Below are 25,775 nucleotides of genomic sequence, written 5' to 3'. Positions count from 1 at the left end.
CGGGGCACGGGCCGGCCGACCCGCCCGGCCGACGCGCGCCCCGCGTGGTTCACGCGGCCAGCGACCCCGGTATCACCGCGCGCGGCCCGAACTTCGCGCGGGCGCGGTCGGCGACCTCCTCGATGCGGCGGACCTTCTCGTCGACCGGGTCGAAGGTGAGCTGGTGGGCGGCCCGGTCGGCGGGGGCGAGCCCCTCGGCGCGCAGGGCGAGCGCACGGACCCGGGCCCGCTGCAGGCCCAGCGCCTCGTACAGCCCGTAGGCCGTCCTCGTCAGGTCCGCCGAGTGCGCGGTCGCCTCGGTGAGGGTGCGGCTGCGGGTGGTGGCGGACCGGTCGGCGTAGCGCACGGTGAGGGTGAGGGTGCGGCAGACCTTCTCCACGGCGCGCAGCCGGGTGCCGATCTCCTCGGCGGCCGAGAGCAGGGCGCGGCGGTGCCGGTCCGGGTCCAGTTCGTCGCGCTCGAAGGGGCGTTCGGCGACCAGGGAGCGGGAGACCCCGTTGGGGACGACCCGGCCGCGGTCGATGCCGTTGGCCTTCTCGCGCAGCTCGCGGCCCGCCTTCGCGCCGATCAGGCGCTGGAGCGTGGAGAGCGGCGCGGCGGCGACCCGGCCCAGGGTGTCCAGGCCGTACTCGTCCAGGGTGCGGGCGGTGGCGGGCCCGACGCCGGGCAGCGCGGCGACCGGCCGGTCGGCGAGGAACTCCGCGATGCCGTCCGGGTCGCCGGGCACCGCGCGGGTCAGCCCGGGCCGGGCGTCGCGCAGCGCCATGCGGGCCAGCAGCGGGCCGGGGCCGGCGCCGATCGCGCAGTCCACGCCGTGCAGGGCGAGGGCGCGCACCCGGATCACCGAGGCCAGTTCGACGGCGGTGCGGCCGAAGTAGCGTTCGGCGCCCCGCAGATCGGCCAGCGCCGTGTCCGGTGGCAGCGCCTCGACGACGGGGGTGAACTCCTCGAGCAGTGCGAGCAGCCCCGGCAGGGCCGCCTCGTGCATCGGCGGCAGCTGGAAACGTACGCAGAGGATGGTCATCCCGCACTCCCCGGACTCTGGTGCCACAACTTCCTTCCCACCGCGGGCCCTTCGCCCGCGGGGCGCAGATCCGCCCAGGGGTGCATCTCGTACCCCGTGGACATGCGGATCTTCCGTTCCTCCATCGGGTCGCGCGCCGCGGAGCCCGCGGGCGCCGGGCGGCCGTCCGACCCGGCGACGCGGGCCCGGGCCGCGCCCCCGCCGTCGGCCGGCGGGGCTCCGTCGGCGGCGGCGGGCGCCCGTGCCAGCCGGGCCGCGACCTCGTCGAGGCCGCCCTCGGCACGCAGTTCGATCAGGTCGGCGAGGTTCCAGGCGGCCGCGCCCACGACGCTGAAGCTGCGCGGCCCGCGCCGCTGCACCACTCCGCGCACCAGCAGCAGCCAGGAGTGGAAGACGGTGTGCGCGCAGGTGTCGTGGGAGTCGTCGAAGAAGGCGAGGTCGACCAGGCCGGTGCCGTCGTCGAGGGTGGTGAAGATGACGCGCCTGCCGGAGCGGATCGGCGGGGTCTGGGTGGCCGCCTTGGCGCCCGCGACCAGCACGGTCTCCCCGTTCCGCACCTCGCGCAGCCGGCGCGCGGGGACGACGCCCAGCTCGGTGAGGAACTCCCGGTGGTCGTCCATCAGGTTGCGCGAGGCGTCCATGGAGAGCACGCCGAGCTCCGCGCTCAGCCGTTCCGCGGAGGACAGGTCCGGCAGTCCGGCCGGCGCGGTCCTGCGCCCCCCGGCCAGCGGGAGCTGCCCGCCGCCCCCGCTGCGGGTGCCCCGGTGCAGCTCGGTCAGGTGCAGTTGCAGGTCGCGCCGGTTGGCGCCGAACGCGTCGAGCGCGCCGACCTGGGCGAGGCGTGCGGCGATCGGCCGGCTCGGGCGCGCCCGCTCCCAGAAGTCCAGCAGCGAGGCGTACGGCCGTCCCCCGGCGATCCGCGCGGCCTCCGCCTCGCTGATGCCGTGCACGTCGGAGAGGGCGAGCCGCAGCCCCCACACCCCGTCGGCCCCCTCCGGCCGCCCGGATCCACCGGGTCCCGCGGATTCCCCGGATTCCTTCGATTCAGACACCAGTTCGATCTGGTGGGTGACGCCGGACGCGTTCACGTCCAGCGGCAGGATCGGCACCCCGCGCCGCCTGGCGTCCGCGAGCAGCAGCCGCTTGGGGTACATCCCCGGGTCGTGGGTGAGCAGCCCGGCGTAGAAGGCGGCCGGGTGATGGGCCTTCAGCCACGCCGACTGGTACGTCGGGACGGCGAAGGCGACCGCGTGCGCCTTGCAGAAGCCGTAGCTGCCGAACGCCTCGACGATCTCCCAGGTCCGCTGAATCGTTTCCGCGTCATAGCCCCGGGCCGCCGCGTGCTGGGCGAACCAGACCTTGATCCGGGCCTGCGACCCGGGGTCGGACAGTCCGCGCCGGATCCGGTCGGCCTCGCCGCGCCCGCAGCCGGTCATGATCGCCACGATGTCGATGATCTGCTCGTGGAAGACCACCACCCCGTAGGTGTCCTTCAGCGGCCCCTCCAGGTCGGGGTGCGGGTAGCGGACCGGGGCCCGCCCGTGCCGCGCCTCGATGAACGGCCGCACCATGTCGGCGGCGACCGGGCCGGGCCGGAACAGCGAGATGTCGACGACCAGGTCGTGGAACGTGGCCGGCTGCAGGCGCCCCACCAGGTCGCGCTGGCCCGGCGACTCGATCTGGAAGCAGCCCAGCGTCTCGGTGGAGCGGATGAGCCGGTACGTCTCCGGGTCGCCGGGCGGCACCCCGTCCAGGTCGACCTTCTCGCCCGTGGCCCGCTCCACCTCCCCGACCGCGTGCGCCATCGCCGACTGCATCCGCACGCCCAGCACGTCCAGCTTGAGCAGCCCGAGGTCCTCCACGTCGTCCTTGTCGAACGGGGACATGGGGAAGCCCTCGCCGCTGGTCGGCATCACCGGCGTGCGGGACAGCAGGGAGGCGTCGGACAGCAGCACCCCGCACGGGTGCATGGCGACCCCGCGCGGCAGGGCGTCGAGGGCCTCGACCAGCTCCCACAGCCTGCCGTACCGGTCCCGTTCCCCGGCCAGCCGCTTCAGCTCGGGCAGTTCGTCCAGGGCCGCGCGGGCGTCGCGGGCGCGGATGTGCGGGAAGGACTTGGCGATGCGGTCGATGTCCGCGGGGTCCAGGGACAGGGCGGCGCCGACGTCGCGGATCGCGTGGCGGACGCGGTACGTCTCCGGCATCGCGACCGTCGCGACCCGCTCGGTGCCGAACCGGCCGATGATCGCGCGGTAGACCTCGAGCCGGCGCGCGGACTCCACGTCGATGTCGATGTCGGGCAGCACGACGCGCTCCTTGGACAGGAAGCGCTCCATCAGCAGCCCGTGCTCGACCGGGTCGGCGTGGGCGATGCCCAGGAGGTGGTTGACCAGGGAGCCCGCGCCGGACCCGCGCGCGGCGACCCGGATGCCCATCTCCCGTACGTCGTCCACTACCTGAGCCACCGTCAGGAAGTAGGAGGCGAAACCGTGGTGGGCGATGATGTCCAGCTCGTGGTGCATCCGCTCCCAGTAGGCGCGGCGGCCGGTGTAGCCGCGCCGCACCATCCCGGCGACGGCCCGGGAGGCGAGCGTCCGCTGGGCGGTGCGCCGGCCCGCGCCGACCAGGTGCGCCTCGGGGAAGTGGACGGTGCCCATGCCGAGGTCGTCCTCGGGGTCGACGCGGCAGGCGGCGGCCGTCGCCGCGGTCTGCTCCAGCAGCCGGTGGGCGGCCTCGCGCCGGAAGCCCGCGGCCGCCACGATCCGCTCGGCCGCGTGCAGCATGGCTTCCGGGTCCTTGAGCCAGGCCTCCCCGGAGTCCAGCTCCTTGGTGGGGTCGATGGGCACCAGACGCCGGGCGGCGTCCAGCACGTCGGCGACGGGGCCCTGGCCGGGGTCGGCGTAGCGGACGGCGTTGCTGAGCACGGGCCGGATCCGCTGCTCGGCGGCGAAGCCGACGGTGCGGGCGGCCAGGCGCAGCGAGCCGGGCCCGGTGCCCTCGCGCCCGTGCCAGACGGCCTCCAGGCGCAGGGCGTCGCCGTAGACCTCGCGCCAGGGGGCGAGGAGCCGTGCGGCGCGGTCGGGGCGGCCCGCGGCGAGGGCGCGGCCGACGTCGGAGCCGGGGCCGAGCAGCACGGTCAGTCCCTCGGCGTGGTTGTCGGCCCAGGCCAGCAGCGGGGTGCCGGCCGCGGGGCCGCCCGGTCCGGGCGGCCCCGCGGGTCCGGCGCCCGCGTGGGCCGCGGTGACGAGCCGGCACAGGTCGGCCCAGCCCCGGGCGCCGTCCCGGGCCAGGAAGGTGACCCGGGGGGTCGACTCGTCGACGAAGGCACCGCCGCGCACGGGGGTGCGGCGCCTGCCGCGCTCCGGGGTCCGCTCGGGCGGCTCCGGCGGGGCCACCGCGAGGTCCACCCCGAAGAGCGGCCGGACCCCCGCACCGGCGGCGGCCTTGGCGAAGCGGACCGCGCCGGCGACGGTGTCACGGTCGGTCAGGGCGAGGGCGTCCATGCCCCGCTCGGCGGCGCGCTCGGCCAGCCGTTCCGGGTGCGAGGCGCCGTGACGCAGGGAGAACCCGGAGACGGTGTGCAGATGCGTGAAACCCGGCACACGCACCTCCCGCACTCGTGAGCCCCACACGGCTCTCGAACATCAGTTCCAAACTCGCCCACCTCCACCATAGACCATTTCCCGAACATACGTACGACAACCGTTCGGGCGCCTCCCACCTGCGCAAACGCCCGTCCCCCGGGACTGTGGGGACATGACACAGACCCCCTTCCTCGACGAGGTGAAGGACGCGGTCACGCCGCGTGCCACGCTGCTGGTCCTCGGCGTGGCCGTGCTCTCGCTGCTGTTCATCACGTCCTACGTGGGCGCCCTGCACGACCCCGAGCCCAAGGACGTGCCCTTCGGGGTGGCCGCCCCCGGGGCCGCCGCGGCACAAACGGTGGCCCGGCTGGAGCGGCTGCCCGGCACCCCGCTGGACCCGCGCGCGGTGGCCGACGCGGCGACGGCCCGGCAGCAGGTCCGGGACCGCACCCTCTACGGCGCCCTGGTCGTGGACCCGGCCGGCCGCACCGACACCCTGCTGGTGGCCACCGGCGGCGGCAAGGTGCTCGCCGCCACCCTGGAGAGCCTCGTCGGCGGCCTGGAGAAGACCCAGGGGCGCACGGTGCGCACGGTCGACGTGGCCCCGGCCGAGGCCCGGGACGCCAACGGCCTGTCGGCCTTCTACGTGACCGTCGGCTGGTGCGTGGGCGGCTACCTGTGCGCCTCCGTCATGGTGGTCAGCACGGGCGCCGCCCGCTCCACCCCGCGGCGCGCGGTGATCCGGCTCGCCACGATGGCCCTGCTCGGGATCGTCGGCGGCCTGGGCGGCGCGCTGATCGTCGGGCCGGTCCTGGGCGCGCTGCCGGGCAGCTTCGCCGCGCTGTGGGGCCTGGGCGCGCTGGTCGTCTTCGCGGTGGGCGCGGCCACGCTCGCCCTCCAGGGGCTGTGCGGGCTCGCCGGCATCGGCCTGGCCATCCTGCTCGTGGTGATCCTGGGCAACCCGAGCGCGGGCGGCGCGCTGCCCCCGCCGATGCTGCCGCCGTTCTGGCGGGCCATCGGCCCGGCGCTGCCCCCGGGCGCGGGCACCTGGACGGCCCGCTCGATCGCCTACTTCCGGGGCAACGCCGTGACCGGCCCCCTGCTGGTGCTGTCGGCGTGGGCGGTCGCCGGCACGCTGATCACCCTGCTGGCGTCCCGGCTGCGCACCGGCGGGACGGCCCCGCGGGCACCCCGCCCGGCCGGCGGCCCACCGGACGGCGGGACGGCGGTCGGCGGGGCGGCGGACGCCCGGTAGCTCACGCTCCCCGCCCGGGCGGCGGGGGGTTCGCCGGGAGCTGCTGCTGGGCCCGCTCCAGGAACCGCAGCAGCTCCACCGGGAAGGGCAGCACCAGGGTGGAGTTCTTCTCGGCGGCGACCGCGACCACCGTCTGCAGCAGCCGCAGTTGCAGCGCGGCCGGCTGGTCCGACATCTCCTTGGCGGCCTCGGAGAGCTTCTTGGACGCCTGCAGCTCGGCGTCGGCGTTGATGATCCGGGCCCGGCGCTCGCGGTCGGCCTCGGCCTGGCGGGCCATGGAGCGCTTCATCGACTCCGGCAGCGACACGTCCTTGATCTCGACCCGGTCGATACGGGCCGCCGCCGCTGTACCCGATCTCGCTCTTCTGTGGAAGGAACGACAGAACGCCGTTGTCCGTCCGGGCCCCAACATCGACAGCACCGCGTGGCCCCCGTCGCAGGAAGGCGGCTCTCCAGACAGCAGCTGCCTCGCAGCTGTGAACCGACTGTCTCGCTCCTGTCTCAGTAGTTGATCAAGAAGGAGACGGGTTGGGTAAGAGTTGGCAAAGGAGTTGATGCCGCAGCTCAGAGGAAGCTCAACGCATGTCCTTCACATAACGGACATCATTTGATCGCATGGGGCAAGCGGGCTCAGGGGTGGATTGATCTCGTCCGTTTTGCTTTCGGTAAGCCGTGGTTGGATCCGTCTACCGCGAGCCTGACTAGCTCGACCGCACCATCTGCGCGACCGCATCGAGGTCGCGTTGTGATTTCAGGGGGGTTCATGGCCATCGGCCAGACCAAGCGTTCCGCGTCCCGCACGACGTGGACGGCATGCGCCGTTCTCGTGGTCGCAGCGGCCGTCGCGCCGCAGGTCGTCACACCTGCTCAGCCCGCTGCCGCTGCGGACGGGGGCTGCACCTACTCGGTTCCCACCTATGTCTGGGAGCCTGCCACCACGGCCAACATCGCTGCCAAGCGGGTTCTTCGCAAGTACATGGAGTGGGGTCCCAAGAGCTCCGATGCCGTGCTCCTGGACACGCTGAACACGGCGAGCCTGCCGATCGGGAGCAAGGTGTTCACCGGCGGCGGTGACGGCATCCTGTACGAGGCCACCGCTGGCGGTCAGGTCAAGGCGTACAGGGACAACACAGCCACCGGCGGCGACCTGCTGACCCCGGTGAAGACCTACAGCCTCAACTGGTCTTCCGCCAAGCGCATCCTGACCAACGGACAGTACTTTTTGGTCTTCGCCTCGGACGGGACCGTGGACATCTACAAGCAATCCAGTCCGGCCACAGGTGACGGCACCCTGACGCGCGTCATCAACCGCACCACGTCGTCCATCTCCACGGCGATCAGCGCAGCCGACGATGCATGGATGGTCAACTCCACCGTGCAGTGGCTCAAGGACGGCACCGTTCAGCAAAGCACCCTGCTGCCCATCGACGTCACTACGAGCACCACTGTCCGGCTGTGGGGCACCACAGAGGTCGCCACCGGTGTCGACGCTGCCCAGGCATGGGCACCCGGCCCTGGCGCCGTCAGCACCCAGTCCGTCACAGGCGACCCCGACACCACCGGACAGGTCCGCAGCTACACCACCGGCCCGTGGACCCAGGTGGACGACGACGTACGCGCCGGCATCGTCGGCGACGTCATGGCCGACGCCGGGCCCTGCCTCACCGACCCCGATCCGTCCGCCGCCCCGTACTTCGGTACGCCGCCCGACGAGACGGGCGACCCGGTTGCCGGGGACCCTGCCGGTGACACCATCGCCGCGCCGTCCCGGACGGTGACCGGCACCTTCACCCTCGGCAACGGTCAGCCCGCCCCGGGCCTGCCGGTCACCGTCACCGCACCCGACGTCGGCATCGACGCCCCGGGAGAGACGAAGCAGACCGTGGTCGGCACCACGACCACCGGTCCCGACGGCTCCTGGTCACTCACCCTGCCCGAAACCCTTCCGGGCGCGGTACAGCAGGCCAAGGAAGACAACGGCGGGGTTCTCAACCTCGAGGCTGTCACCATGGGCTCCACCACCAGCGGCACGAAGATGCTCGCCGTGGACACACTGTCCGCCATCACCGACCAGGCGGCCGTTGACACCAGCATCGCCGGCCCCGACAACGGCCACAGCGTCAAACTGATTCCCAACACCGTCGACGCCGCCAGCGACCTCAAGGACTCCTTCGCCGCCGGCACCGAGGCACAGACCTACGCGGCGAAGACCGAGAACAGCCCGGCCGTCGCCGGCGGTGATGACCCGCAGTGGCAGAGCGACACCGCCACTCTGCCGGCCGACTACGACCCGTACGACGTGAACGGCAAGAACGTGGCGGCCGAGGCCGTTCGGCCCCCCACCACGCCTATGGATTCGGGCACCTGCGACACGATCCGCACGCCCATCTCCTCGAAGATCAAGTACACAGTGGTGGGAGAGGCCCACGCCGGCTGGGACGCCAAGGCCACCTTCGAGTACGAATCCTCGATGAACACCAGCGTCGAAACGGCCGTCAAGAGCAACGGCAACTGGACCCTGGGCGGCTCCAAGGAGATCTCCCACAGCGTCAGCATCTCCGTGGGATACACAAACAAGGGGCCCTACTACGCCAAGCAGTACAGGGTCCCGATCGAGTACGTGAAGGTCAAGAACCAGCACATCTGTTCCGGCAGCGTCCGCTCCACCTGGTACAAGATCGAAGCCAAGCGCTACAAGGCGCCCGCCGGCGGAGCGCTCGGCAAGGTCGGCAAGGACGTCTCCGGTATGGACGGATCAGCCAACTTCACCCGCTCCAAGAAGGAGTTCCGCAACTACGTCGAACCCGGCGGTAACGCCCAACTGTCAAAGGGCAAGAGCATCAAGTTCGGGGGCGCCGTCAGCTTCTACGGCGTCTCCATGGGAGCCAAGACGGGCTACGACTCCAACCACAAGCAGAAGATCACCGCCGGCAACAGGCCGGGCAAGCATTGGGTTTGGGGCAAGAATGGAACTATCAGCAGTGGCCGGGCCGGAGTCTTCTACTCCAAGTAGGACTACCCGCGGCAGACGCCTCCTCCTGATCGGGCTGGTGTGCGTCGTGGCAGTCAGCGCTGCAGCCGTCTGGTTCCTGTCCCGGGACAGGTACGAAGACGGCTACCGAGTTGGCAGCGCACTCGACGGTGACATCCAGGCAGGGCTGGAGGTGACGAGTCCGCACCTGAAGGTCGGCAACGAATACTGGGTGCCCCTGCCCACGGCTGACAACGTCTCCGACCAGCCGCTGGCACTGCTGCGCGGCGAGATCACGCAGGTGCCCAAGGGACTCGAGATCATCGGCTACAAGGCCATCAGCCACGAGGACACTGACGGACACCCGCTGAGCGCCTCGCCGATCGAGGGCTCACCCGGGTTGCCCAACCTGACGAAGCTGCCCGATCACTCAAGCCGGCCGTCCCGCGTGCCGGCGCACGAACCCGGTGACATCTTCTGGGCCGCCCGGGTCCGCGTGACCGGAAAGATCACTGGCGATCTGACCGGATGCAGGTACTACTACCGGCAAGGCAGTACCCAGTTCCTGCAGGAACTGAGCTGCGTCTCCAAGCTCCGCCTCGGGCCTGCGTCGGACTGATCCACCCTTCCCGGGCTCGCATCAACACTCGTTGATGCGAGCCCGACCCCGTCACCCCGAGTCGTTGCTGGCTGGATCCTCCGGCGCCCCGAGACCCTTTAAGAGATCGACCATCTTCGGCTCAAGGCCGTCCTGTGCACTGTCCACCACTCGACGCCGTCCGGCACGACGCCCCCCAGCCTTCACACTCTCGCCACGGGCGTCGACCGTGGCCGCGATGCCGTCATGGCGCGCTCACCCTGCCTTGGAACTCCGGTGTCGTCGAAGGACACGTCAACCGGATCGCCAGATGTTCGGCCGCGCCGGCTTCGCTCTCCTGACGAAGAGGGTTCTTCTGGCCAGCTGGCCAGAGCCACCCATAGGGTGGCTGGGACGAGAGAAGATGCACCATGGATCCCCGCATACCCCGCCTGCGTCGCAAGCTGGCAGCGATCCCGTTCCAACCACTGCGCAGCCACTCCTTCGGAGAAGAGCAGCACAAGTTCCGCCTCGGTCCGAAGCTGGCAGAAGCGCGCGTCGCTGCGTTCGAGGCCGAGCACGACATCGCCCTGCCCGACGCCTACCGGCAGTTCCTCACGCACATCGGCGGTTCAGGCGCCGCGCCGTTTTACGGCCTCATGCCGCTGGAGCGCTGTTCCCTGCTGGTCATGAACCCGCGTGAGGAACCGGGGGCACCCCGCGGATTCGACGACGCAGAACCCGGGGGTCACGAACGCGACCTCTTCCTCCACGTCATCGAAATGGGCTGCACCGACGTATGCGTCATTGCGGTGACCGGTCCCCTCACCGGCCGCGTCCTCATCGGCAACAGCGAAGGGTTCTGGGGCCCCAACGTCTCCTCCGCCACCGACTTCCTCGACTGGTACGAACGCTGGCTCAACCACATGAGCGCCGGACGCGACAACCGGGCCCTCGAACTCACCTCACCCCAGCTCCGCGCCCATCCAAACCGCCATCGCATGGCCCCGAAGATCTGACTCTCCGTAACCACTCCACGGAAAGTGGGCCAGACCCAAATCCGTGAACAACTGCTGTCGCTACCCGTGAACCAAAGCCATCCAGGCCTCCGGCGCCGGTGCTGTCAATGACCGCGGGCGACACCGACACCGCCCGCCCCTCATGAGATCGAGCCGCTCTTGAAAGCTGAGCGACTGGATTCGCAGACTGGCCGACGCTGACGACTCGTTCGCCACCTCAGGCCGCATCACCGTAGACATCAATGGTGAGTCGCTGCTCTTCGGGCAAGTGCTGGGCGACCACCTCACATTCATCAGCGTGTGCTGCTGGTCCTGCGCGCCGCGTTCCTCCAGCTTCGCGTGGCCGCTCGAACGATCGCACGCTCAGTCACAGGTACCCGAGGCGAAGCAGCTGTGCCGCCACCCCACACCCCGACGTGACCGTCACCGGATCCATGGCAACTCCCTTTCAAGAGCGGCGCTCTGTGCACCGCGACGCACCCCTGAGTCGTCGTTTCCTTTGATAGACCAGGGCTTCACGATCCGTCGCGCAGTTGTACAGTCGTCCCTGATCAGCGTGCCGCGAGAAGCGGTTCCGTGGTGCCTGGAGGGATGCGCACAGATGTGGTCCATCGTCGACGACGCCGAACGAGCGCAGTGGAACGTTGTGCCGTTCGAGACTGTCGGCCCGCTTCGGTTCGGCATGAGCGTTGAGGAAATGGCCACGGCCATGAGTGCACAGGGCTTCACCGACACTCATTCTTCTATGAGCCGGCCGCACGGTGCTCTTGTTCAACGAGCTGGCTTTCGCTCCAAGGATGCTCCGCGGTACGAGGAGGCCGTCACGGCCTACATCAGAAAGTCCGGTGATCTGGCGGCCGTCGCGGTGGACGCATTGTGCGGTCCGCAGGTCTCCCTTGATGGGCTCCGGTTGGTGGGCCGGGTGCCGTCTGAACTTGCGGAACAGCTCCATGGATACTCGGAGGAGCGTGGCATGGTGCCCACGGTTTCTGTCGAGGGCGATGCAATCTCGGAAGAGCTCGGGCTGTTGGTGCGGGCCCAGCGAGCCGGCGACATCCTCCTGTCAAGGGCCTTCTTCGTTGCCAACTTCCAGGACTGGGCGTACACAGTGCACGACTGCGTGCCGGCCGATGAGTGGGACATTCGTTGACGCGGAACCAGCGGCTTGACTTCTTCATCTGGTGAGTCTGCGGTAGTTGATCAAGGTTACGGCGCGATGGCAGTGAATGCGAGGAAGTGTTCTGCCTTGCGCTCGTAGCGTCGATGCAGGCGGTGGCATCCGGCGCGCCAGTACACGGTTCTCTCGACAACCCGGCGATGTCGGCCCAGCCGTTCGGAGGACTCGACGCCCTTACGAGCAACGCGATGGCGGATGCCGCGCTTGCGCAGCCATCGGCGCAGGTGGTCGTAGTCGTAGCCTATGTCGCCGTGCGGCTTGGCCGGGCGCCGGTGCCGTGGGCCACGCCGCGTGCGGATGGGCGGGATACCTCGCACGAGCGGCTGCAGTCCGAGGCTGTCGTGCATGTTCGCTGCGGAGATGCCAAGTGACAGCTGCAGTCCGTTGCGATCCGTGATCAGGTGAATCTTCGCGGCCCCCTTTTGCCGCCCGAACGCTGACGGAGCCGATCGCACACCGCGACCAGTCCGGTTCTCCGCGGCCACCGAGTTCGTCGAGGATGACGTGGTCCGCTCCAGCAACGGCGCCACAGGCCTGTACGACTCTTTCCGCTTGAGCAAACAGGCAGGGCGCGAGGAGATGAAACAGTGCTGGAGCTCATCGGCCGCCAAGACGACCTGGTCGTCGCGATCCTTGAAGACGAGGTCGACCTCTTCACCAGCGACGAGGTCCGCGCACCAGATGAACGCTGCTCGACGACGGCTGCCGCTCGCTGGTCCTGGACACCTCCCGTCTCACGTACATCGACTCCAGCGGCATCACCGCCCTCGTGCCGCGCTCGCGCCCGCGGTGGTGCTGGAAGTGGCTGTCGACGTCGCCCGAGACGCTGCCGGACGGTGCCGCCACCCGGCCCGCCCACACCGCATCCGCACGGACATCGGCACCGCGCAGGTGCCCCGGTTTGGCGAGCCCGGGACCGATTCCGCCGGGCCGTAACCCCTGCGTCCCGCAGCCGGCCGAGCCGGAACACCACGCCCCGCTCGTACTGCTTGACGACCCGCGCCGCCGCCGTCACGTACACCCCGCCGGCGCACACCAGTGCCGCTCCGGCCGCCACCAGTTCCTCGACCATGTCGGCCCCCAGGGTCCGCGGTGCCACGGGACCAGTGCCCGTACCCCGACGGTAACCCCGGACGGCGACAAGGGGGAGCCCCCGCACGACGGTTGGCGTGCGGGGGCTCCCCGGGGTCACGGTGCCCGCCGGTCCGGCCGGTGTGCCGGGAGGCGGTCCCGGTCAGTACACGTGCACCCCGTAGGCGCTGAGCGCCTCGGTCACCGGCTGGAAGAAGGTCGTCCCGCCGGAGGAGCAGTTGCCGCTGCCGCCGGAGGTCAGGCCGTAGGCGATGCCGCTGTTGGAGTAGAGCGGGCCGCCGGAGTCGCCGGGCTCGGCGCAGACCGTGGTCTGGATCAGGCCGTAGACGACGTCGCCGCCGCCGTAGTTGACCGTCGCGTTCAGCGCGGTGACCCGGCCGCTGTGGATGCCGGTGGTCGAGCCGCGGCGGTAGACCGTGGTGCCCACGGAGGGCGTGGCCGCGCTGGTGATGTCGACGCTGCCCACGGCGCCCGACTTGGTGACCGAGGAGTTCGTGTAGCGCACGAGACCGTAGTCGTTGGTCGGGAAGCTGGAGCCGGCGGTCGTGCCGAGCGTGGTCGAGTGGGACGAGTTCGACCACCAGGTGCCCGCGCCGTCGGTGCAGTGACCGGCAGTCAGGAAGTAGTAGTTGCCGCTGTTGTCCTGGACGTTGAAGCCGAGGGAGCAGCGCCAGCTGCTCGCGTAGATGGCGTCGCCGCCGGAGATCAGCTTCTGGAACTTGCCCGCGGTCCGCTTGATCGTCAGCGCACCGGAGTTGGCGCCGGCCTTCTCCTTGATCTTCGCGATCTCGGACGGGGAGACCGTGCTGTCGACGGTGACGACGACCCGGTTGGTCTTGCTGTCGACGACCCAGGCGGTGCCCGGGACGTCGGCCTGGAGCACCGAGGAGCTGGCGCTCTTGAGCTGGGTGGTGCTGAAGGTGGTGGCGTCCGCAGCGGTCGCGTTGGGGATCGCGATCGCGGCCGCGGCCACGAGTCCGGTGGAGACGGCGATCAGCCGGGTCCGTCTCGTGATGCCGCTGGTGGGGGTGGTGCGCTTGATCCTCACGTTTCGTTCCCTCCCAGGGGAAGTCGGGGGCCCGCGTGGGGTCGGGGCCCGTGAGGCGCAGCCAGGCCCCGCCGACGTGTCCGGATTCCGAACACGCCGTGGCCCTGACAAGCGCTGAGGGGGAGTATTCGGCCGAACGGCCGGTCGGCGCAAGGGTGCCTTTCAGCCGTCAACCTTTGCCCACGCTTTGCGTGTTGGACACCCGCCGACCACCCCTGACCGGCCCCGACCCCTGACGACCGGCTCCAAGGCGGGCTTCAGAGCAGGTGGCGCTCCCCTGCGGCGACCGCGACCGGCAGCGTGTTGCCGGGCGGCGGGAACGGGCACAGGAAGTGGTCCGCGAAGGCGCACGGAGGCAACTGGGCGCGGTTGAAGTCCACCGTCGTGCGCCCTTCGGCGTCGGGCGCCCCCGGGTACAGGAACCGGAAGCGGAAACTCCCGTCACCGCTGGTCGCGTCGGCGAACACCGCCCACAGCGAGCCGTCGCCCTGCACGCTCACCGCGAGCGTGAACTCCTGCCCGTCCAGCGCGAACGCCACCTCCCCGCCGAGCCCGAGCCCCCGCTCGCGCCCGTCGGCGTTCGGCAGCCGTACGGTGCGGTCCTCGCCGTACGGGGTGAACCGCCCGGGCACCGCCCAGCGCGCCTCGTACGGCGTGGCCGCGATGCCCCGGAAGGCGCGCCGCGCCCCGGCGCCGGGGTCGTGCACCCGCACGCCCCAGAGCCCCTCGCGCACCAGCACGAGCAGCCGCCGTTCCCCGTGCCCGACCCGCACCGCGTCCACCGGTCCGGAGTCGGCCGTCAGGCGAACCTCGCCGGTGAACGGCTCGCCGTCCAGGGTCAGTCCGTCGGCCCGGTCGGCGGTGAGCACGACCGCGTCCCCTTCGGCCACCCAGATCCCGGGGATGTCCGGAATTCGCCCCTCCGGATGGTCGTCGAGCCAGTGCGTGCCGGTGACCGCCAGCGGCCCGTAGGGCGCCGTCACCGCCTCCACGCGCTGCTCGTGCCACTGCTTCCACGCGTCGGGCGCGTCCGTCGTCATCCGACCGGCCTTCCTCGAAAAGGGATCTGGACAAGAGATCTGCACAAAAGGTCTGCAAGGGATCTGCAAGGGATCTGGAAAGTAAGCGACCAGGGATCAGTGAAGGGTCGGCACGAGGGGGCGCAGCCCCAGGTGCTCCCGCAGCGTGCTGCCGGGGTAGAACGTGCGGAACAGCCCGCGGTGCTGGAGCAGCGCCACGGTGCCGTTGACCAGCCGTTCCAGATCGCGCCGGGGCGCGACGGGCACACAGAGGAAGCCGTCGACGGCGCCGTCCTTGTGCCACACGGCGATCAGCTCGGCCAGGTCGACGGGGCCGCCCCGGTACAGCGGGCCGTGCACGGTCGGCCGGGGGCCGCCCCCGCCGTGTCCGGGCTCGGCGGCGTACTCCCCGTCGCCGAGGTCCACCAGGAGCCCGGCCAGCACCCGCAGCCCGTCCGGGTCCCGGCCCAGGCCGGCGGCCCGCTCCCGCAGTTCGTCGCGCACGATCCCGGCCTGCACGGCGTCCGCGACCCGGACCACCGCCACGTCGGCGCACCGGGCGGCAGCGGCCCGGGACCCGGGCGCGGTGGCGTCGACGACCCGCACGGGCGGGGCGGGCGCGCTCCCACCGCCGCCGGCCCCGGCTCGCGGGGGTGCCCCCGGCACGCCTCCGTCGGCCCACAGCCCGGTCCGGCCCCGGTGCGCCGGGTCGACGTCCTCGACGTTCTCCCCCGGCACCGGGACGACCCCGATGCGCCGGGTCGCGGCCAGCGCCCGCGCCGCCAGCCCGGGCGGTGTCCCGTCGCCGGCCAGGGTCACGAAGTCCAGCCCGCCGCGCTCGGCGAGCCGGACCAGCTCGACCTGGGCGTCGGCGTCGCCCGCCGCGGCGGGGTCGACGGCCGCGGAGTCGACGGCGGCGGCCAGGTGCAGCAGCCCCCGGCCGTACGAGGCGCCCATGCTCACAGCACCTTCGACAGGAACGCCCGGGTCCGCTCCTCGCGCGGGGCGTCCAGCACCTGGCCCGGGGGTCCCTGCTCCACGATCCGCCCGTCGGCCATGAACACCACCGTGTCGGCGACCTCCCGGGCGAACCCGATCTCGTGCGTGACGACGATCATCGTGGTGCCCTGGCGCGCCAGGTCCCGTATGACGTCGAGGACTTCGCCGACCAGCTCGGGGTCGAGCGCGGAGGTCGGCTCGTCGAACAGCAGCAGCTTCGGCTCCAGCGCGAGGGCCCGCGCGATGGCCACGCGCTGCTGCTGCCCCCCGGACAGCTGTTTCGGATAGGCGTCGGCCTTGTCGGCGAGCCCGACCCGCTCCAGCAGCCGGCGCGCGTCCCGGACGGCCTGCTCCCGGGGCCGCTTCAGTGCCGACACCGGCGCCTCCACGACGTTCTCCACCACGGTGAGGTGCGGGAAGAGGTGGAAGTTCTGGAACACGAAGCCGATGCGCGTGCGCTGCTTGAGCACCTCGCGCTCGGGCAGTTCGTGCAGCCGGTCGCCCACCCGCCGGTAGCCGATGAGCGTGCCGTCGACGCTGACCGCGCCGCGGTCCACCTTCTCCAGGTGGTTGATGGTGCGCAGCAGCGTCGACTTGCCCGAGCCGGAGGGCCCGAGGACGACGGTCACCTCCCCGGCGCGCACCGAGAGGTCGATGCCCTTCAGGACCTCCAGCGGGCCGAAGCTCTTGTGGACCGACCTGATGTCGACCATGACGCTCATGAGTGAATCCCTTTGGCTGGCGGATGGCTGGCGGATGGGTCGCGGGTCAGGCGGCGGCGTCGAGGCCGAGCTCCCGCAGCAGGGCGAGGGCGGCGCGCGCCGTGGCGTCGTTCTGTCGGAACGCGGGCCCCCCGGTGCGGGGCCGGGTGAACGCGCCGGGCGCGCGGACCTCGGTGTGCGGCCCGAGCGCGAACCGGCGCGGGTGCGGCCGGCCGGCCGGGTCGAGGATCCGCCCGTCGACGGGGTCCACCCGCAGCAGCCCGTCCGGGGTCTCCCCCACCCCTTCGGCGTGCAGGGCGCGCAGCAGCGGGTCCCGCGCCCGCGCGACCGTCGGCTCCGGCAGCCGCGCCTCGACCAGGGCCCGTGCCTCGACGCGGAACCCGGGCACGGTCGGGCTGGACGCCCGGAACACCCCGTCCTCGGCGTGGACGGCCATGTCGGCGCCGACGAACCGCAGCAGCCCCGCCCGGGACAGCGCGAGCATCTGGCGCAGCCGGGGTCCGGGCGGCCCGGAGGCCATGTAGTTGAAGAAGCCGTGCCAGGACGTGCCGACGTCGCCGAGCCGCACGAGCTGCCCGTACACGGAGAGCAGGCCGAGGAACACGGCCAGGTCGGCGCTGTGCCCGGGGTCGTGGCGCCGGGTCACGTCCTCCTCGATGTACTGCCGCAGCCCGTCCTGGAGTTCCTCGTGGTCGGCGTACCGCACGCCTTGCAGCGGCCGGTCGAGCGCGGCCAGGTCGAGCCGGTCGGCGGGCTCGGGGACGGCCGCCGCGGCGAGCGCCGCCCGCTCCTCGGGGCCGGTGGTGGCCGCGTACTTCTCCTCGAAGTCGGTCCAGGCGACCGTGGTGCGCTCGGGGTGCGCGGTGAACAGCCGGTGGTAGTGGGCGAAGCCCAGTTCCTTCTCCACCAGCGGCCACACGTCCCGCCGGAAGTCGAACCCGCCGGGCCGGGCGAGCAGGTCCTCGATCTCGGGGGGCCCGAAGAAGCGCGGCAGCGGCGGCCGTTCACCGTCCAGGCCGTAGCCGATCTTCGAGTGGTACGGCACTCCGCGCCGCGACCCGACGTACAGCACCGGCTCGCGTCCGGAGGGCACGTAGGTGTCGCCCTCGTGGCGTCCGCCGCGGCCCTCGGTGAGCAGCACCATCAGGTCGACGAAGGCGAGCCCGAAGCCGCGCACCAGGACGGGTTCGCCGGGCCGCAGGCCGGACAGGTCGCTGTCGGCGGTGAAGTCGGGCGGCAGGTGGGTGAGCCCGTGGGTGCGGGCGTACGCCGCCAGCTCCCGCTGCTCGTCGTCGGGTTCGGCGTCGAGGTGGCCGAGGGCGAGCACCACGAGGTCGGCGGTCAGCGGCTCGGTACGGTCCTCCAGCCAGACCTGCTGGCGTCCCCCGCGGGGCCCGCTCACCCGCACCGCGCGCCGCGGGTGGTGGTGGACGGTGATGCCCGGGGGCAGGGCGGCGACGGCCTGCTCGTGCACCCAGCCCAGGTAGGCGCCCTGGACGCGGCGGCCGGCGAAGGTGCGGCCGTCGATGCCGGCCCACTCGTGCAGGGTCGGCCCGGGGCGCACGGGTCCGTCCATGGCCACCGTCTCGTCGGTGAACATGGTGACGTCCTCGGCGTGCGAGTTCATCCACAGCAGCGGGGACTGGGCCTGGCGCCAGATGCGTCCGGCGCCCGGCGGGTGCGGGTCGACGAGGTGGATGTCGAGCTGCGAACCGGCGTACAGCTCGGGGGCGTTGGCGGCTATGCGCTCGATGAGGCCGGTCGCGCGCGGGCCGGCCCCGACGATGACCAGGGAGGGGCTCATCGGGCGGCCCCCGTGCCGCGCGCGTAGCGCTTCTCGACGTAGTACTGGCCGACGCTCAGCACCGAGGTGACGACGGTGTACCAGACGGTCGCGACCATCAGCAGCGGGATGACCTGGTAGGTGCGGTGGTAGACGAGCTGCACCGAGAACAGCAGGTCCTGCACGGCGATGACGCTGACGATGGAGGTGCCCTTGAGGGTCCCGATCAGCATGTTCCCGGCCGGCGGCACGATGGCCCGCATGGCCTGGGGCAGCACGATGCGCCACCAGCGGCGCCACCGGCTGAGCCCGAGCGCCTGCGCGGCCTCGACCTGCCCGCGGTCCACGGAGAGGATCCCGCCGCGCACCACCTCGGCGGCGTAGGCGGCCTCGTGCAGGGTGAGCCCGATGATGGCCACCGCGATGGGCGTGAACAGGTCGACGGTCCGCACCCCGAACAGGTGCGGGTACAGCGCGCCGATGTTGAACCACAGCAGGAGCTGCACCAGGATCGGGATCGACCGGAACAGCCAGACGTACCCCCAACTGACCGCGCGCAGCACGGGGTTGGCGGACAGCCGGGCGGCGGCGAGCAGGGTGCCGAGGGCGAAGCCGAGCACCATCACCACGGCGGTCAGCCAGAGCGTGAGCCACAGTCCGCGCAGCACGGAGTCGGAGGTGAAGTAGTCGGCGACGACGTCCCACTGGAACGCCCGGTTGCGCAGGACGGAGGTGACGGACAGCCCGAGCAGGACGAGCACGGCGGCGGCCGCGGTCCACTGCCCGAGGCGGCGCTGCGGGACGATCGGCAGTTCGTCGGCGTGGACCGGCAGGTCGTCCGGGGCCGCGGGGGCCTTGGTGAGGGTGGTGTCGGAGGACATGGGAAGGCTCCGTGGGTCGGTGGTCCCTCCCGCCTCGGCCGAGCCGGGACCGGGGGACGAACACGGTGGTGCCTTCACACGGGCGGCGCGCGGGGCGCCGTGCGGCCGAGCCCCTCAGCAGGGCCGCGCCTCGACTGTACGGTCCGATTTCCCCTCGTTGTCAAGGGTGTCCAGACTGTGAGCAGTACGTCTCATGTCGGTTGACGCGGAACCGGGGACCTGTTCCACTTGCCCCATGCATCCGCAGCAGTGGCTGGTCACCCGCTCCCACATCGACTTCGGTCGTGTGTGGTCCTGTTCCTGTTGAGCGACCCCCTGCTGCCCTGATCCCGGTGGTGCCGTCCCCCGACACGGGGACGTCCCCGTCCTGATCCCCGGGCGCCTCCCGCGTTCTCCCGTACGCGTTCCCTTGCTCTCCGCGTGCTTCGTCGCACCCTTTTCCGCACCCCCCTTCTCACTCTTCGCCTTCACACGCGCACCCCCTCACTCCGCGCTTTCCTCCCTCTTGCCGTTCGTCAGGAGACACGCCCACGATGCGCACGCCCTCGCGTACCTCTTCCCGCCTGCTCGCGTCCTTCGCCCTGATCACGTCCGCCACCGTGCTGGTGACGGCCTGCGGTTCGGGTTCGGACGACTCCGGGTCCGGCAGCACCGCCCAGGCGGCCGCCGGTTCCGGCGCCGTCCCCACCACGGACGTGGTGTCCAGTGTCCGCAAGGACGAGGCGGCGGCCGGGCTCCTGCCGTCCGGAGTGACCGGCCTGACCGTCGGCACGAGCGTCGGCAGCACCCCGCCCGGCACCTCCTACCTGGAGGACGGCAAGACCCTCGTGGGCCAGGACGTCGACTTCACGAACGCGGTCGCCAAGGTGCTCGGCGTCAAGGTCGATCAGCAGCAGGCGAGTTTCGAGGCGATCCTGCCCGCCTTGGACAGCGGCAAGTACGACGTCGGCGTCAGCAACTTCGGCGTCACCACCGAACGCCTGAAGACCATCGACTTCGTCACCTACATCAACGACGGCCAGGGCTTCGCCACCCGCAAGGACAGCAAGCTGTCGAAGGTCACCGACCTGACCCAGCTCTGCGGGCTGAACGTCGCGACCGGCGCCGGCACCACGTTCGAGGCCACGCTGGAGCAGAACGCGCACCGGTGCACCGACGCCGGGAAGAAGGCGTACAAGGTGCAGACGTACAGCGAGTCCAGCGCCGTGTGGTCCTCGCTCCAGCAGGGCCGCAGCGACGTGGTGATGTCCACCATCAACGGCCTGCGCTACGCCGTCGCCCACCAGGACGGTCTGAAGTTCCTCAACGAGTTCCACCGCCTGGACGTGGGGTTCGCCTTCAAGAAGGGCACGAAGCTGGCGCCCGCCTTCCAGGCGGCGGTCGACAAGCTCATCGCGGACGGCACGTACGCGAAGATCCTGAAGAAGTGGGGGACGACGGGCTCGGCGATCACCAAGTCCCGCATCAGCCCCCCGGAGCTGAAGAACTAGCGTGCGATCCGCGTCTGCGGCCGCTGACCCTGTGTCAGCAGTCGCAGGCGCAGCACTCGCAGCACGAGCACGCCTCACAGCACGAGCAGGCCTCGCAGCAGGAGCAGTCGCAGTCCCCGCAGTTGCTGCACCAGCCCTCGCGCTTCTTGCCGGACCAGGGGCCCTCGAACTCGTCGGCGCAGCACAGCCGGCAGGTGCAGCACAGCCCGACCGCCGCCGCGCAGCCCGCCCAGAAGCCCCGCTTGGCGGGCGGCTGCGGCCCGCTCCGGAAGGGGTGGCCGCCGCCCTGGTGCGGGTGGCGGGGGTCGTACGGCGCGCCCGGTCCCTGGGGTGCGTAGGGGCCCTGCGGCGGGCCGAAGGCGGCCTCGGGTCCGTGTCCGCAGGACGTGGTGCCGAAGGCCCGGTCCACCGAGCGGCGCAGTTCGTGCGCGAGCAGCAGGTGCGCCAGCCGGCCGTCGGTGAACTCCGCGTCGCGCAGGGCGAGCCGGATGCCGTGCAGCGCGTCGTCGGCGAGCCGGCGGGCCTCGGCGCGGGAGGTGCCGGTGGCGGTGAGCGGGTTCCAGGCACCGGCCGCGGCGTCGGCCGGCTGGTCCTCGACGGCGTCCAGCAGGTGGGCGAGGCGACCGAAGAGCCGCCCGGCCTCGGCGAGCGCCACGGCGTTGCCGGGCCGGCCGGCCAGGACCGCGGTGTGCGCGAAGGCGGCCGCCGTGGCGGTCTCGGTGGGTTCGGTGACCGACAGCAGCGGTGTGCCGGGCCCGGCGAGCGCCTCGATGCCGACCTGCCGGTCGACCGCGTCGACCAGGACGGCGGTGTCGAACCCGACGGCCGAGCCGCCGCGTTCCCCCGCACGCCCCCAGCTCGTCGCGACGCGGCGCGCGGCGAGCGCGACCGGCCCGCGGGCCAGCAGGCCGTCGCCGTCGGCGACATGGTCGCGCACCTTGGCGGAGGCGAGGACCAGGGAGACGGCCGCCGCGAGCCGGGCGCCCCCGCCCTGGGCGACGGACGCGGTGCGCATCCCGCGCAGCGGGCACGGGCCGGCCGTGCGCCGGGCCCCGGGCGCGGGTGCGGCCTGAGCCTCCGTCAGGACCGAGATGAGCAGCCCGTCATAGTTGGTGACGACCCGCGCGAACTGGCCGTGGTCACGGCGCAGGGCGAGGCAGAGCCCGCACAGGTGCGCCATCCACTGGGCGGCGAGGCCCTCACCGAGGCGGTGACGGCAGGGCCGGACGATTCCGAACACGACGATCCCCCGTAACGCTTACGACATCGAGCTGCCGCATGCTATCGACCGATCGTCGTTCCGGGACCGCCGCGGAGGGGTCGCCGCTGTTCACTCATCCGCCCCACTCGTCACCCGTCCGCCGCAGACAATCATATTTCACTCTCAGTCAGCAGCGGTTTACTTCGTAGCCCTTGGGATACGCGGCCTCTCGACGGATCTGCTGTGCACCAGTACCGTCACAAACCCCCCGCGCGGCGTCTATCCACTTGGCGCGACATCCGCATCATGGACGACCATGGGGTGCGGAAAGGAACAGAAGACCGCTGTGAGAGGAGGCGTCCATGGGATCGGTGCGCAAGGCGAGTGCCTGGCTTGGCCTCGTCGACGACAACGATGACGAGCGTTACTACGACGACGACTACTCCGAGGGGACCGACTCCGGGGACGCCTGGGTGACCGACCCCCGGGTGAAGGTCGCCTCGGACACGGCCGAGGAGAAGGGCCGCCGGATCGGCACGGTCACCCCGGACAGCTTCCGGGACGCCCGGGTGATCGGTGAGCTGTTCCGCGAGGGCGTGCCGGTCATCATGAACCTCACCGCCATGGAGGCGGCCGACGCCAAGCGCGTCGTCGACTTCGCGGCCGGGCTCATCTTCGGCCTGCGGGGTTCCATCGAGCGCGTCTCCACGCGCGTGTTCCTGCTGACGCCCGCCCACACGGAGATCGTCAACGGCGACCCGGGCGCGCACCGCGCGGACGGTTTCTTCAACCAGAGCTGAGGCAGGGCCGCCCACCGGCCCTGCCCCCGCTCGGGGTTCACCGGAAGGCGTCGAGCCCGGTGAGCGCCTTGCCCAGCACCAGCTGGTGCATCTCGACGGTGCCCTCGTAGGTGAGCACCGACTCGAGGTTGGTCGCGTGCCGCATCACGGGGTACTCCAGCGAGATCCCGTTGGCACCGAGGATCGTCCGCGCCGTACGGCAGATCTCGATGGCCTCGCGGACGTTGTTCAGCTTGCCGAAGCTGACCTGCTCCGGACGCAGGCGGCCGGCGTCCATGCGCCGCCCCAGGTGGTGGGCGAGCAGGATCCCCTTGTGCAGTTCGACCGCCATGTCCGCGAGTTTGGCCTGGGTGAGCTGGAAGCCGCCGATGGGCCGGCCGAACTGCTCGCGTGACCTCGCGTAGTCGACCGCGGCCTCGAAACTCGCCCGGGCCGCCCCCATCGCCCCCCACACGATGCCGTAGCGGGCGTGCGAGAGGCAGCTCAGCGGGCCCTTGAGCCCGACCACCTCCGGCAGCACGGCGTCGGCGGGCAGGCGCACGTCGTCCAGCACGAGTTCGCTGGTGACGGAGGCGCGCAGGGACCACTTGTGCTTGATCTCGGGGGCCGAGAAGCCCGGGGTGTCGGTGGGCACCGCGAAGCCGCGGATGCCGTCCTCGGTCTGCGCCCAGACGACGGCGACGCCCGCGACCGATCCGTTGGTGATCCACATCTTGCGGCCGTTGAGCACCCAGTCGCCGCCGTCGCGCTTGGCGTGGGTGCGCATCGAGGCGGGGTCGGAGCCGTGGTCGGGCTCGGTCAGCCCGAAGCAGCCGATCACCTCGCCGGCGGCCATGCGGGGCAGCCAGTGCCGCTTCTGCTCCTCGCTGCCGAAGCGGTGGATCGCGTACATGGCGAGGGAACCCTGCACGGAGACGAGGGAGCGGATGCCGGAGTCGGCGGCCTCCAGTTCCAGGCAGGCGAGCCCGTACTGCACCGCGCTCGCGCCCGCGCAGCCGTAGCCCTCCAGGGACATGCCGAGGGCGCCGATGCCGCCGAGCTCGCGGGCGAGTTCCCGGATGCCGGGCAGCTCGCCGCTCTCGTACCACTCGGCCACATGCGGCAGGACCCGCTCGGCCGCCCACCGGCGCACGGTGTCGCGCACCGCGAGGTCCTCGGGCTCGAGCAGGTCGTCGATCCCTAGGGGGTCCGCGGGGTCGAACGGGGGCAGCGAGCGGGAAGTCGAGGCCATCAGGCACCCCTCCGAAAAACTAGCACCGCTAACCAACAAGAACGCCCCTGACGTTACGACCCCCTCGGGCCGACGTCCAGGCGTACCCCGTTCGGATGAATCTCCGGGCGGCCGGATCTGTCCGCCGCCGACGGCGGGCGACCACGGCCGGCGACGGTCACTGCCGTGCCTCGGCCGCACCGGTGACGCGTGGGCGGGAGACAGAGGCGGTCACACCGACACCCTGCGGTCCTCGGACGACCTGGGCAACGGGAGATCCGCCCCCGGCGCAGCCCCCTCGCACTGCATCACCCGTGGCAACCGCAGCGCCGCCACCGCCCCCAGCAGCAGCAACCCCGCGCTCACCAGCAACGTGACGTGCAGCCCGTGCACGAAGCTGTGCACCGCGGCCCGCCGCAGCGCCGCACCCCCCGCGCCCCCCAGCCGCCCCGCCACCTCGTACGCCTCCCCCAGCGAGTGCCCCGCCGCCGCCGACGCCCCGGCCGGAACCCCCCGCACCGACGCGAGGCCCGGTGCGTACGCCGCGTTCATCACGCTGCCCAGCAGGGCGATCCCGAGCCCCGCCCCCAACTGGTACGACGTCTCCCCGATCGCCGCCGCTCCCCCGGCCTGCTCGGCCGGCGCCTCGCTCAGCATCGACTCGTACGCCGCGAACAGCGTCGTCTCCAGCCCGAACCCGAGCAGCACGAACCCGCACAGCAGCAGCCCCGTGTCGTCCGCCTCGCCCATCGCCGTGAGCAGCAGCACGGCCGCCGCCGTGACACAGAACCCCCCGCACACCATCCGCCGCGGCCCGAACCGGCGCAGCGCCCGCGCCCCGGCCAGCCCCGCGGCCATCGCCGCGAAGGTCAGCGGGAGCAGCCGCAGCCCGGTCTGCAGCGGCGACAGCCCCAGCACGAGCTGCAGGTACTGCGCGGCGATCAGCTCCAGCCCGACCAGCGCGAGCATCGCCAGCACGATGCACCCCACCGCCGTGCTGAAGGCCGGCCGCGCGAACATCCCGAGGTCCACCAGCGGCTGCGCCTGCCGCCGCTGCCGCCGTACGAACAGCACCAGCAGCACCGCGCCGACCAGCAGCGGCACGAGCGTCACCGGGCTGCCCGCCGCCTCGTCCCCGCCCAGCCGCTTGACCCCGAAGACCACGCCGAACAGTCCGGCGGCGGCCATGAGCGCGCCGACGACGTCCCACGGCCCGTCCCCCGCACCGCGCGACTCGGGCAGCAGCAGCCGCCCGACCGGCAGGCTGACCAGCATCAGCGGGATGTTGACCAGGAACACCGAGCCCCACCAGAAGTGCTCCAGCAGGAAGCCGCCCAGCAGCGGCCCCACCGCCGCGCCGACCGCGGCCACCGCGCTCCAGATGCCGATGGCGAGCGCGCGTTCCCGGCGGTCGGGGAAGACCTGCCGCAGGATCGACAGCGTCGCGGGCATGATCATCGCCCCGCCGACGCCGAGCAGCGCCCGCGCGACGATCAGCACCTGCGCGTCCGGGGCGAGGGCCGCCAGGGCGGAGGCCACGCCGAACAGCGCGTAGCCGAGGAGCAGGATGCGTCTGCGGCCGACCTTGTCGCCGAGCGTGCCGAACAGGATGAGCAGCGAGGCGCAGACGAGCGGGTAGGTGTCGACGATCCAGAGCAGCTCTATCGCGCCGGGCTTCAGATCCTCGGTGACGGCGGGCACGGCGACGTGCAGCACGGTCGCGTCGACGGCGACCAGCAGCAGGCTGACGCACAGCACCACGAGGACGACCCAGCGGTTGGCACCGGCCCCGGCCGCCCGACGGCGCAGCGCTGCGGCGGCCGTGGTCGTCCCGGACATGTACGTACCTCCCAGGTGTTCCCCTGTCGTCGGCGGGCTCGCGGGGTGGGGACGCCCCGTGGCTCGGCCGGGGAGGAGCGGTGG

General features: G+C 71.9%; 20 protein-coding genes and 2 pseudogenes. 7 read left to right on the top strand and 15 right to left on the bottom strand.

The window, feature by feature from the left end; translation table 11 throughout:
- Positions 1-49: 49 nt before the first annotated feature.
- Together E4U92_RS21465 and E4U92_RS21460 are read right to left on the bottom strand one after the other, a co-directional pair.
- Positions 50-1,024 (bottom strand): DNA polymerase Y family protein, encoded by a 975-nt coding sequence (locus E4U92_RS21465; RefSeq protein WP_137302072.1) that lies wholly within the window; start codon positions 1,022-1,024, stop codon positions 50-52.
- Positions 1,021-4,626, bottom strand: coding sequence for a DNA polymerase III subunit alpha (locus E4U92_RS21460; protein ID WP_137302071.1), 3,606 nt, complete (start codon positions 4,624-4,626; stop codon positions 1,021-1,023). Before E4U92_RS21460 ends, E4U92_RS21465 begins: the two co-directional genes overlap by 4 nt.
- Positions 4,627-4,780: 154 nt before the next feature.
- Here E4U92_RS21460 and E4U92_RS21455 point away from each other — a divergent pair, with 154 nt between their 5' ends.
- A complete protein-coding gene (locus E4U92_RS21455) occupies positions 4,781-5,863 on the top strand; it encodes a DUF3533 domain-containing protein (RefSeq protein WP_229862661.1) in 1,083 nt (360 codons plus the stop codon).
- A 16-nt stretch (positions 5,864-5,879) separates the two neighbouring features.
- Here E4U92_RS21455 and E4U92_RS21450 read toward each other — a convergent pair.
- Positions 5,880-6,194 (bottom strand): annotated as a pseudogene (locus E4U92_RS21450) (SPFH domain-containing protein); the annotation flags it as partial.
- Between the two features lie 432 nt (positions 6,195-6,626).
- On the opposite strand from E4U92_RS21450, the gene E4U92_RS21445 reads away from it, so the two are divergent.
- From E4U92_RS21445 to E4U92_RS36705, 4 genes are all read left to right on the top strand, one after another.
- On the top strand, positions 6,627-8,876 hold the full coding sequence (locus E4U92_RS21445; protein ID WP_137302070.1) for a hypothetical protein: 2,250 nt from the start codon (positions 6,627-6,629) through the stop codon (positions 8,874-8,876).
- 46 nt (positions 8,877-8,922) lie between these two features.
- On the top strand, positions 8,923-9,453 hold the full coding sequence (locus E4U92_RS21440) for a hypothetical protein (protein ID WP_137302069.1): 531 nt from the start codon (positions 8,923-8,925) through the stop codon (positions 9,451-9,453).
- A gap of 389 nt (positions 9,454-9,842) precedes the next feature.
- A complete protein-coding gene (locus E4U92_RS21435) occupies positions 9,843-10,430 on the top strand; it encodes an SMI1/KNR4 family protein (RefSeq protein WP_137302068.1) in 588 nt (195 codons plus the stop codon).
- 601 nt (positions 10,431-11,031) lie between these two features.
- On the top strand, positions 11,032-11,580 hold the full coding sequence (locus E4U92_RS36705; protein WP_229862657.1) for a hypothetical protein: 549 nt from the start codon (positions 11,032-11,034) through the stop codon (positions 11,578-11,580).
- 56 nt (positions 11,581-11,636) lie between these two features.
- Here the strand turns inward: E4U92_RS36705 and E4U92_RS21425 are convergent, their stop codons facing one another.
- From E4U92_RS21425 to E4U92_RS21385, 9 genes and pseudogenes are all read right to left on the bottom strand, one after another.
- Entirely contained in the window at positions 11,637-12,137 is a 501-nt protein-coding gene (locus E4U92_RS21425) for an IS5 family transposase (RefSeq protein WP_229862655.1), read from the bottom strand.
- 124 nt (positions 12,138-12,261) lie between these two features.
- Entirely contained in the window at positions 12,262-12,453 is a 192-nt protein-coding gene (locus tag E4U92_RS35965; RefSeq protein WP_168725170.1) for a hypothetical protein, read from the bottom strand.
- 100 nt (positions 12,454-12,553) lie between these two features.
- Positions 12,554-12,706: pseudogene (locus E4U92_RS36700) on the bottom strand (slipin family protein); the annotation flags it as partial.
- A 135-nt stretch (positions 12,707-12,841) separates the two neighbouring features.
- Positions 12,842-13,747, bottom strand: a complete 906-nt coding sequence (locus E4U92_RS21410; RefSeq protein ID WP_137302067.1) for a S1 family peptidase — start codon at positions 13,745-13,747, stop codon at positions 12,842-12,844.
- A 257-nt stretch (positions 13,748-14,004) separates the two neighbouring features.
- The gene (locus E4U92_RS21405) at positions 14,005-14,787 is read right to left on the bottom strand and encodes a DUF1684 domain-containing protein (RefSeq protein ID WP_137302066.1); all 783 of its coding nucleotides are present in this window, start codon (positions 14,785-14,787) and stop codon (positions 14,005-14,007) included.
- Positions 14,788-14,883: 96 nt separating this feature from the next.
- Positions 14,884-15,723, bottom strand: coding sequence for an LLM class oxidoreductase (locus E4U92_RS21400; RefSeq protein ID WP_174863969.1), 840 nt, complete (start codon positions 15,721-15,723; stop codon positions 14,884-14,886).
- Between the two features lie 2 nt (positions 15,724-15,725).
- Positions 15,726-16,487 carry an amino acid ABC transporter ATP-binding protein gene (locus E4U92_RS21395; RefSeq protein ID WP_137302065.1) on the bottom strand — a complete coding sequence of 254 codons (762 nt, stop codon included), beginning with the start codon at positions 16,485-16,487 and terminating at the stop codon, positions 15,726-15,728.
- A 46-nt stretch (positions 16,488-16,533) separates the two neighbouring features.
- Positions 16,534-18,291, bottom strand: a complete 1,758-nt coding sequence (locus tag E4U92_RS21390) for an FAD/NAD(P)-binding protein (protein WP_137302064.1) — start codon at positions 18,289-18,291, stop codon at positions 16,534-16,536.
- Entirely contained in the window at positions 18,288-19,151 is an 864-nt protein-coding gene (locus E4U92_RS21385) for an amino acid ABC transporter permease (RefSeq protein WP_137302063.1), read from the bottom strand. Before E4U92_RS21385 ends, E4U92_RS21390 begins: the two co-directional genes overlap by 4 nt.
- Positions 19,152-19,684: 533 nt before the next feature.
- Between E4U92_RS21385 and E4U92_RS21380 the strand changes: the two genes are divergently transcribed.
- Positions 19,685-20,641 (top strand): ABC transporter substrate-binding protein, encoded by a 957-nt coding sequence (locus E4U92_RS21380; RefSeq protein ID WP_137302062.1) that lies wholly within the window; start codon positions 19,685-19,687, stop codon positions 20,639-20,641.
- 34 nt (positions 20,642-20,675) lie between these two features.
- On the opposite strand, the gene E4U92_RS21375 is transcribed toward E4U92_RS21380, so the two are convergent.
- Positions 20,676-21,881 carry a DUF5685 family protein gene (locus E4U92_RS21375; protein WP_137302061.1) on the bottom strand — a complete coding sequence of 402 codons (1,206 nt, stop codon included), beginning with the start codon at positions 21,879-21,881 and terminating at the stop codon, positions 20,676-20,678.
- A gap of 323 nt (positions 21,882-22,204) precedes the next feature.
- Here E4U92_RS21375 and E4U92_RS21370 point away from each other — a divergent pair, with 323 nt between their 5' ends.
- On the top strand, positions 22,205-22,642 hold the full coding sequence (locus E4U92_RS21370; protein ID WP_137302060.1) for a cell division protein SepF: 438 nt from the start codon (positions 22,205-22,207) through the stop codon (positions 22,640-22,642).
- Between the two features lie 37 nt (positions 22,643-22,679).
- On the opposite strand, the gene E4U92_RS21365 is transcribed toward E4U92_RS21370, so the two are convergent.
- Both E4U92_RS21365 and E4U92_RS21360 read right to left on the bottom strand, forming a co-directional pair.
- Positions 22,680-23,873 (bottom strand): acyl-CoA dehydrogenase family protein, encoded by a 1,194-nt coding sequence (locus E4U92_RS21365; protein ID WP_137302059.1) that lies wholly within the window; start codon positions 23,871-23,873, stop codon positions 22,680-22,682.
- A gap of 210 nt (positions 23,874-24,083) precedes the next feature.
- Positions 24,084-25,691 (bottom strand): MFS transporter, encoded by a 1,608-nt coding sequence (locus tag E4U92_RS21360; protein ID WP_137302058.1) that lies wholly within the window; start codon positions 25,689-25,691, stop codon positions 24,084-24,086.
- Positions 25,692-25,775: the final 84 nt, after the last annotated feature.

Origin of the sequence: Streptomyces galbus (assembly GCF_005280195.1) — a bacterium.
GTDB classification, from domain to species: domain Bacteria; phylum Actinomycetota; class Actinomycetes; order Streptomycetales; family Streptomycetaceae; genus Streptomyces; species Streptomyces galbus.
This window is presented reverse-complemented; position numbering and strand designations above follow the sequence as displayed.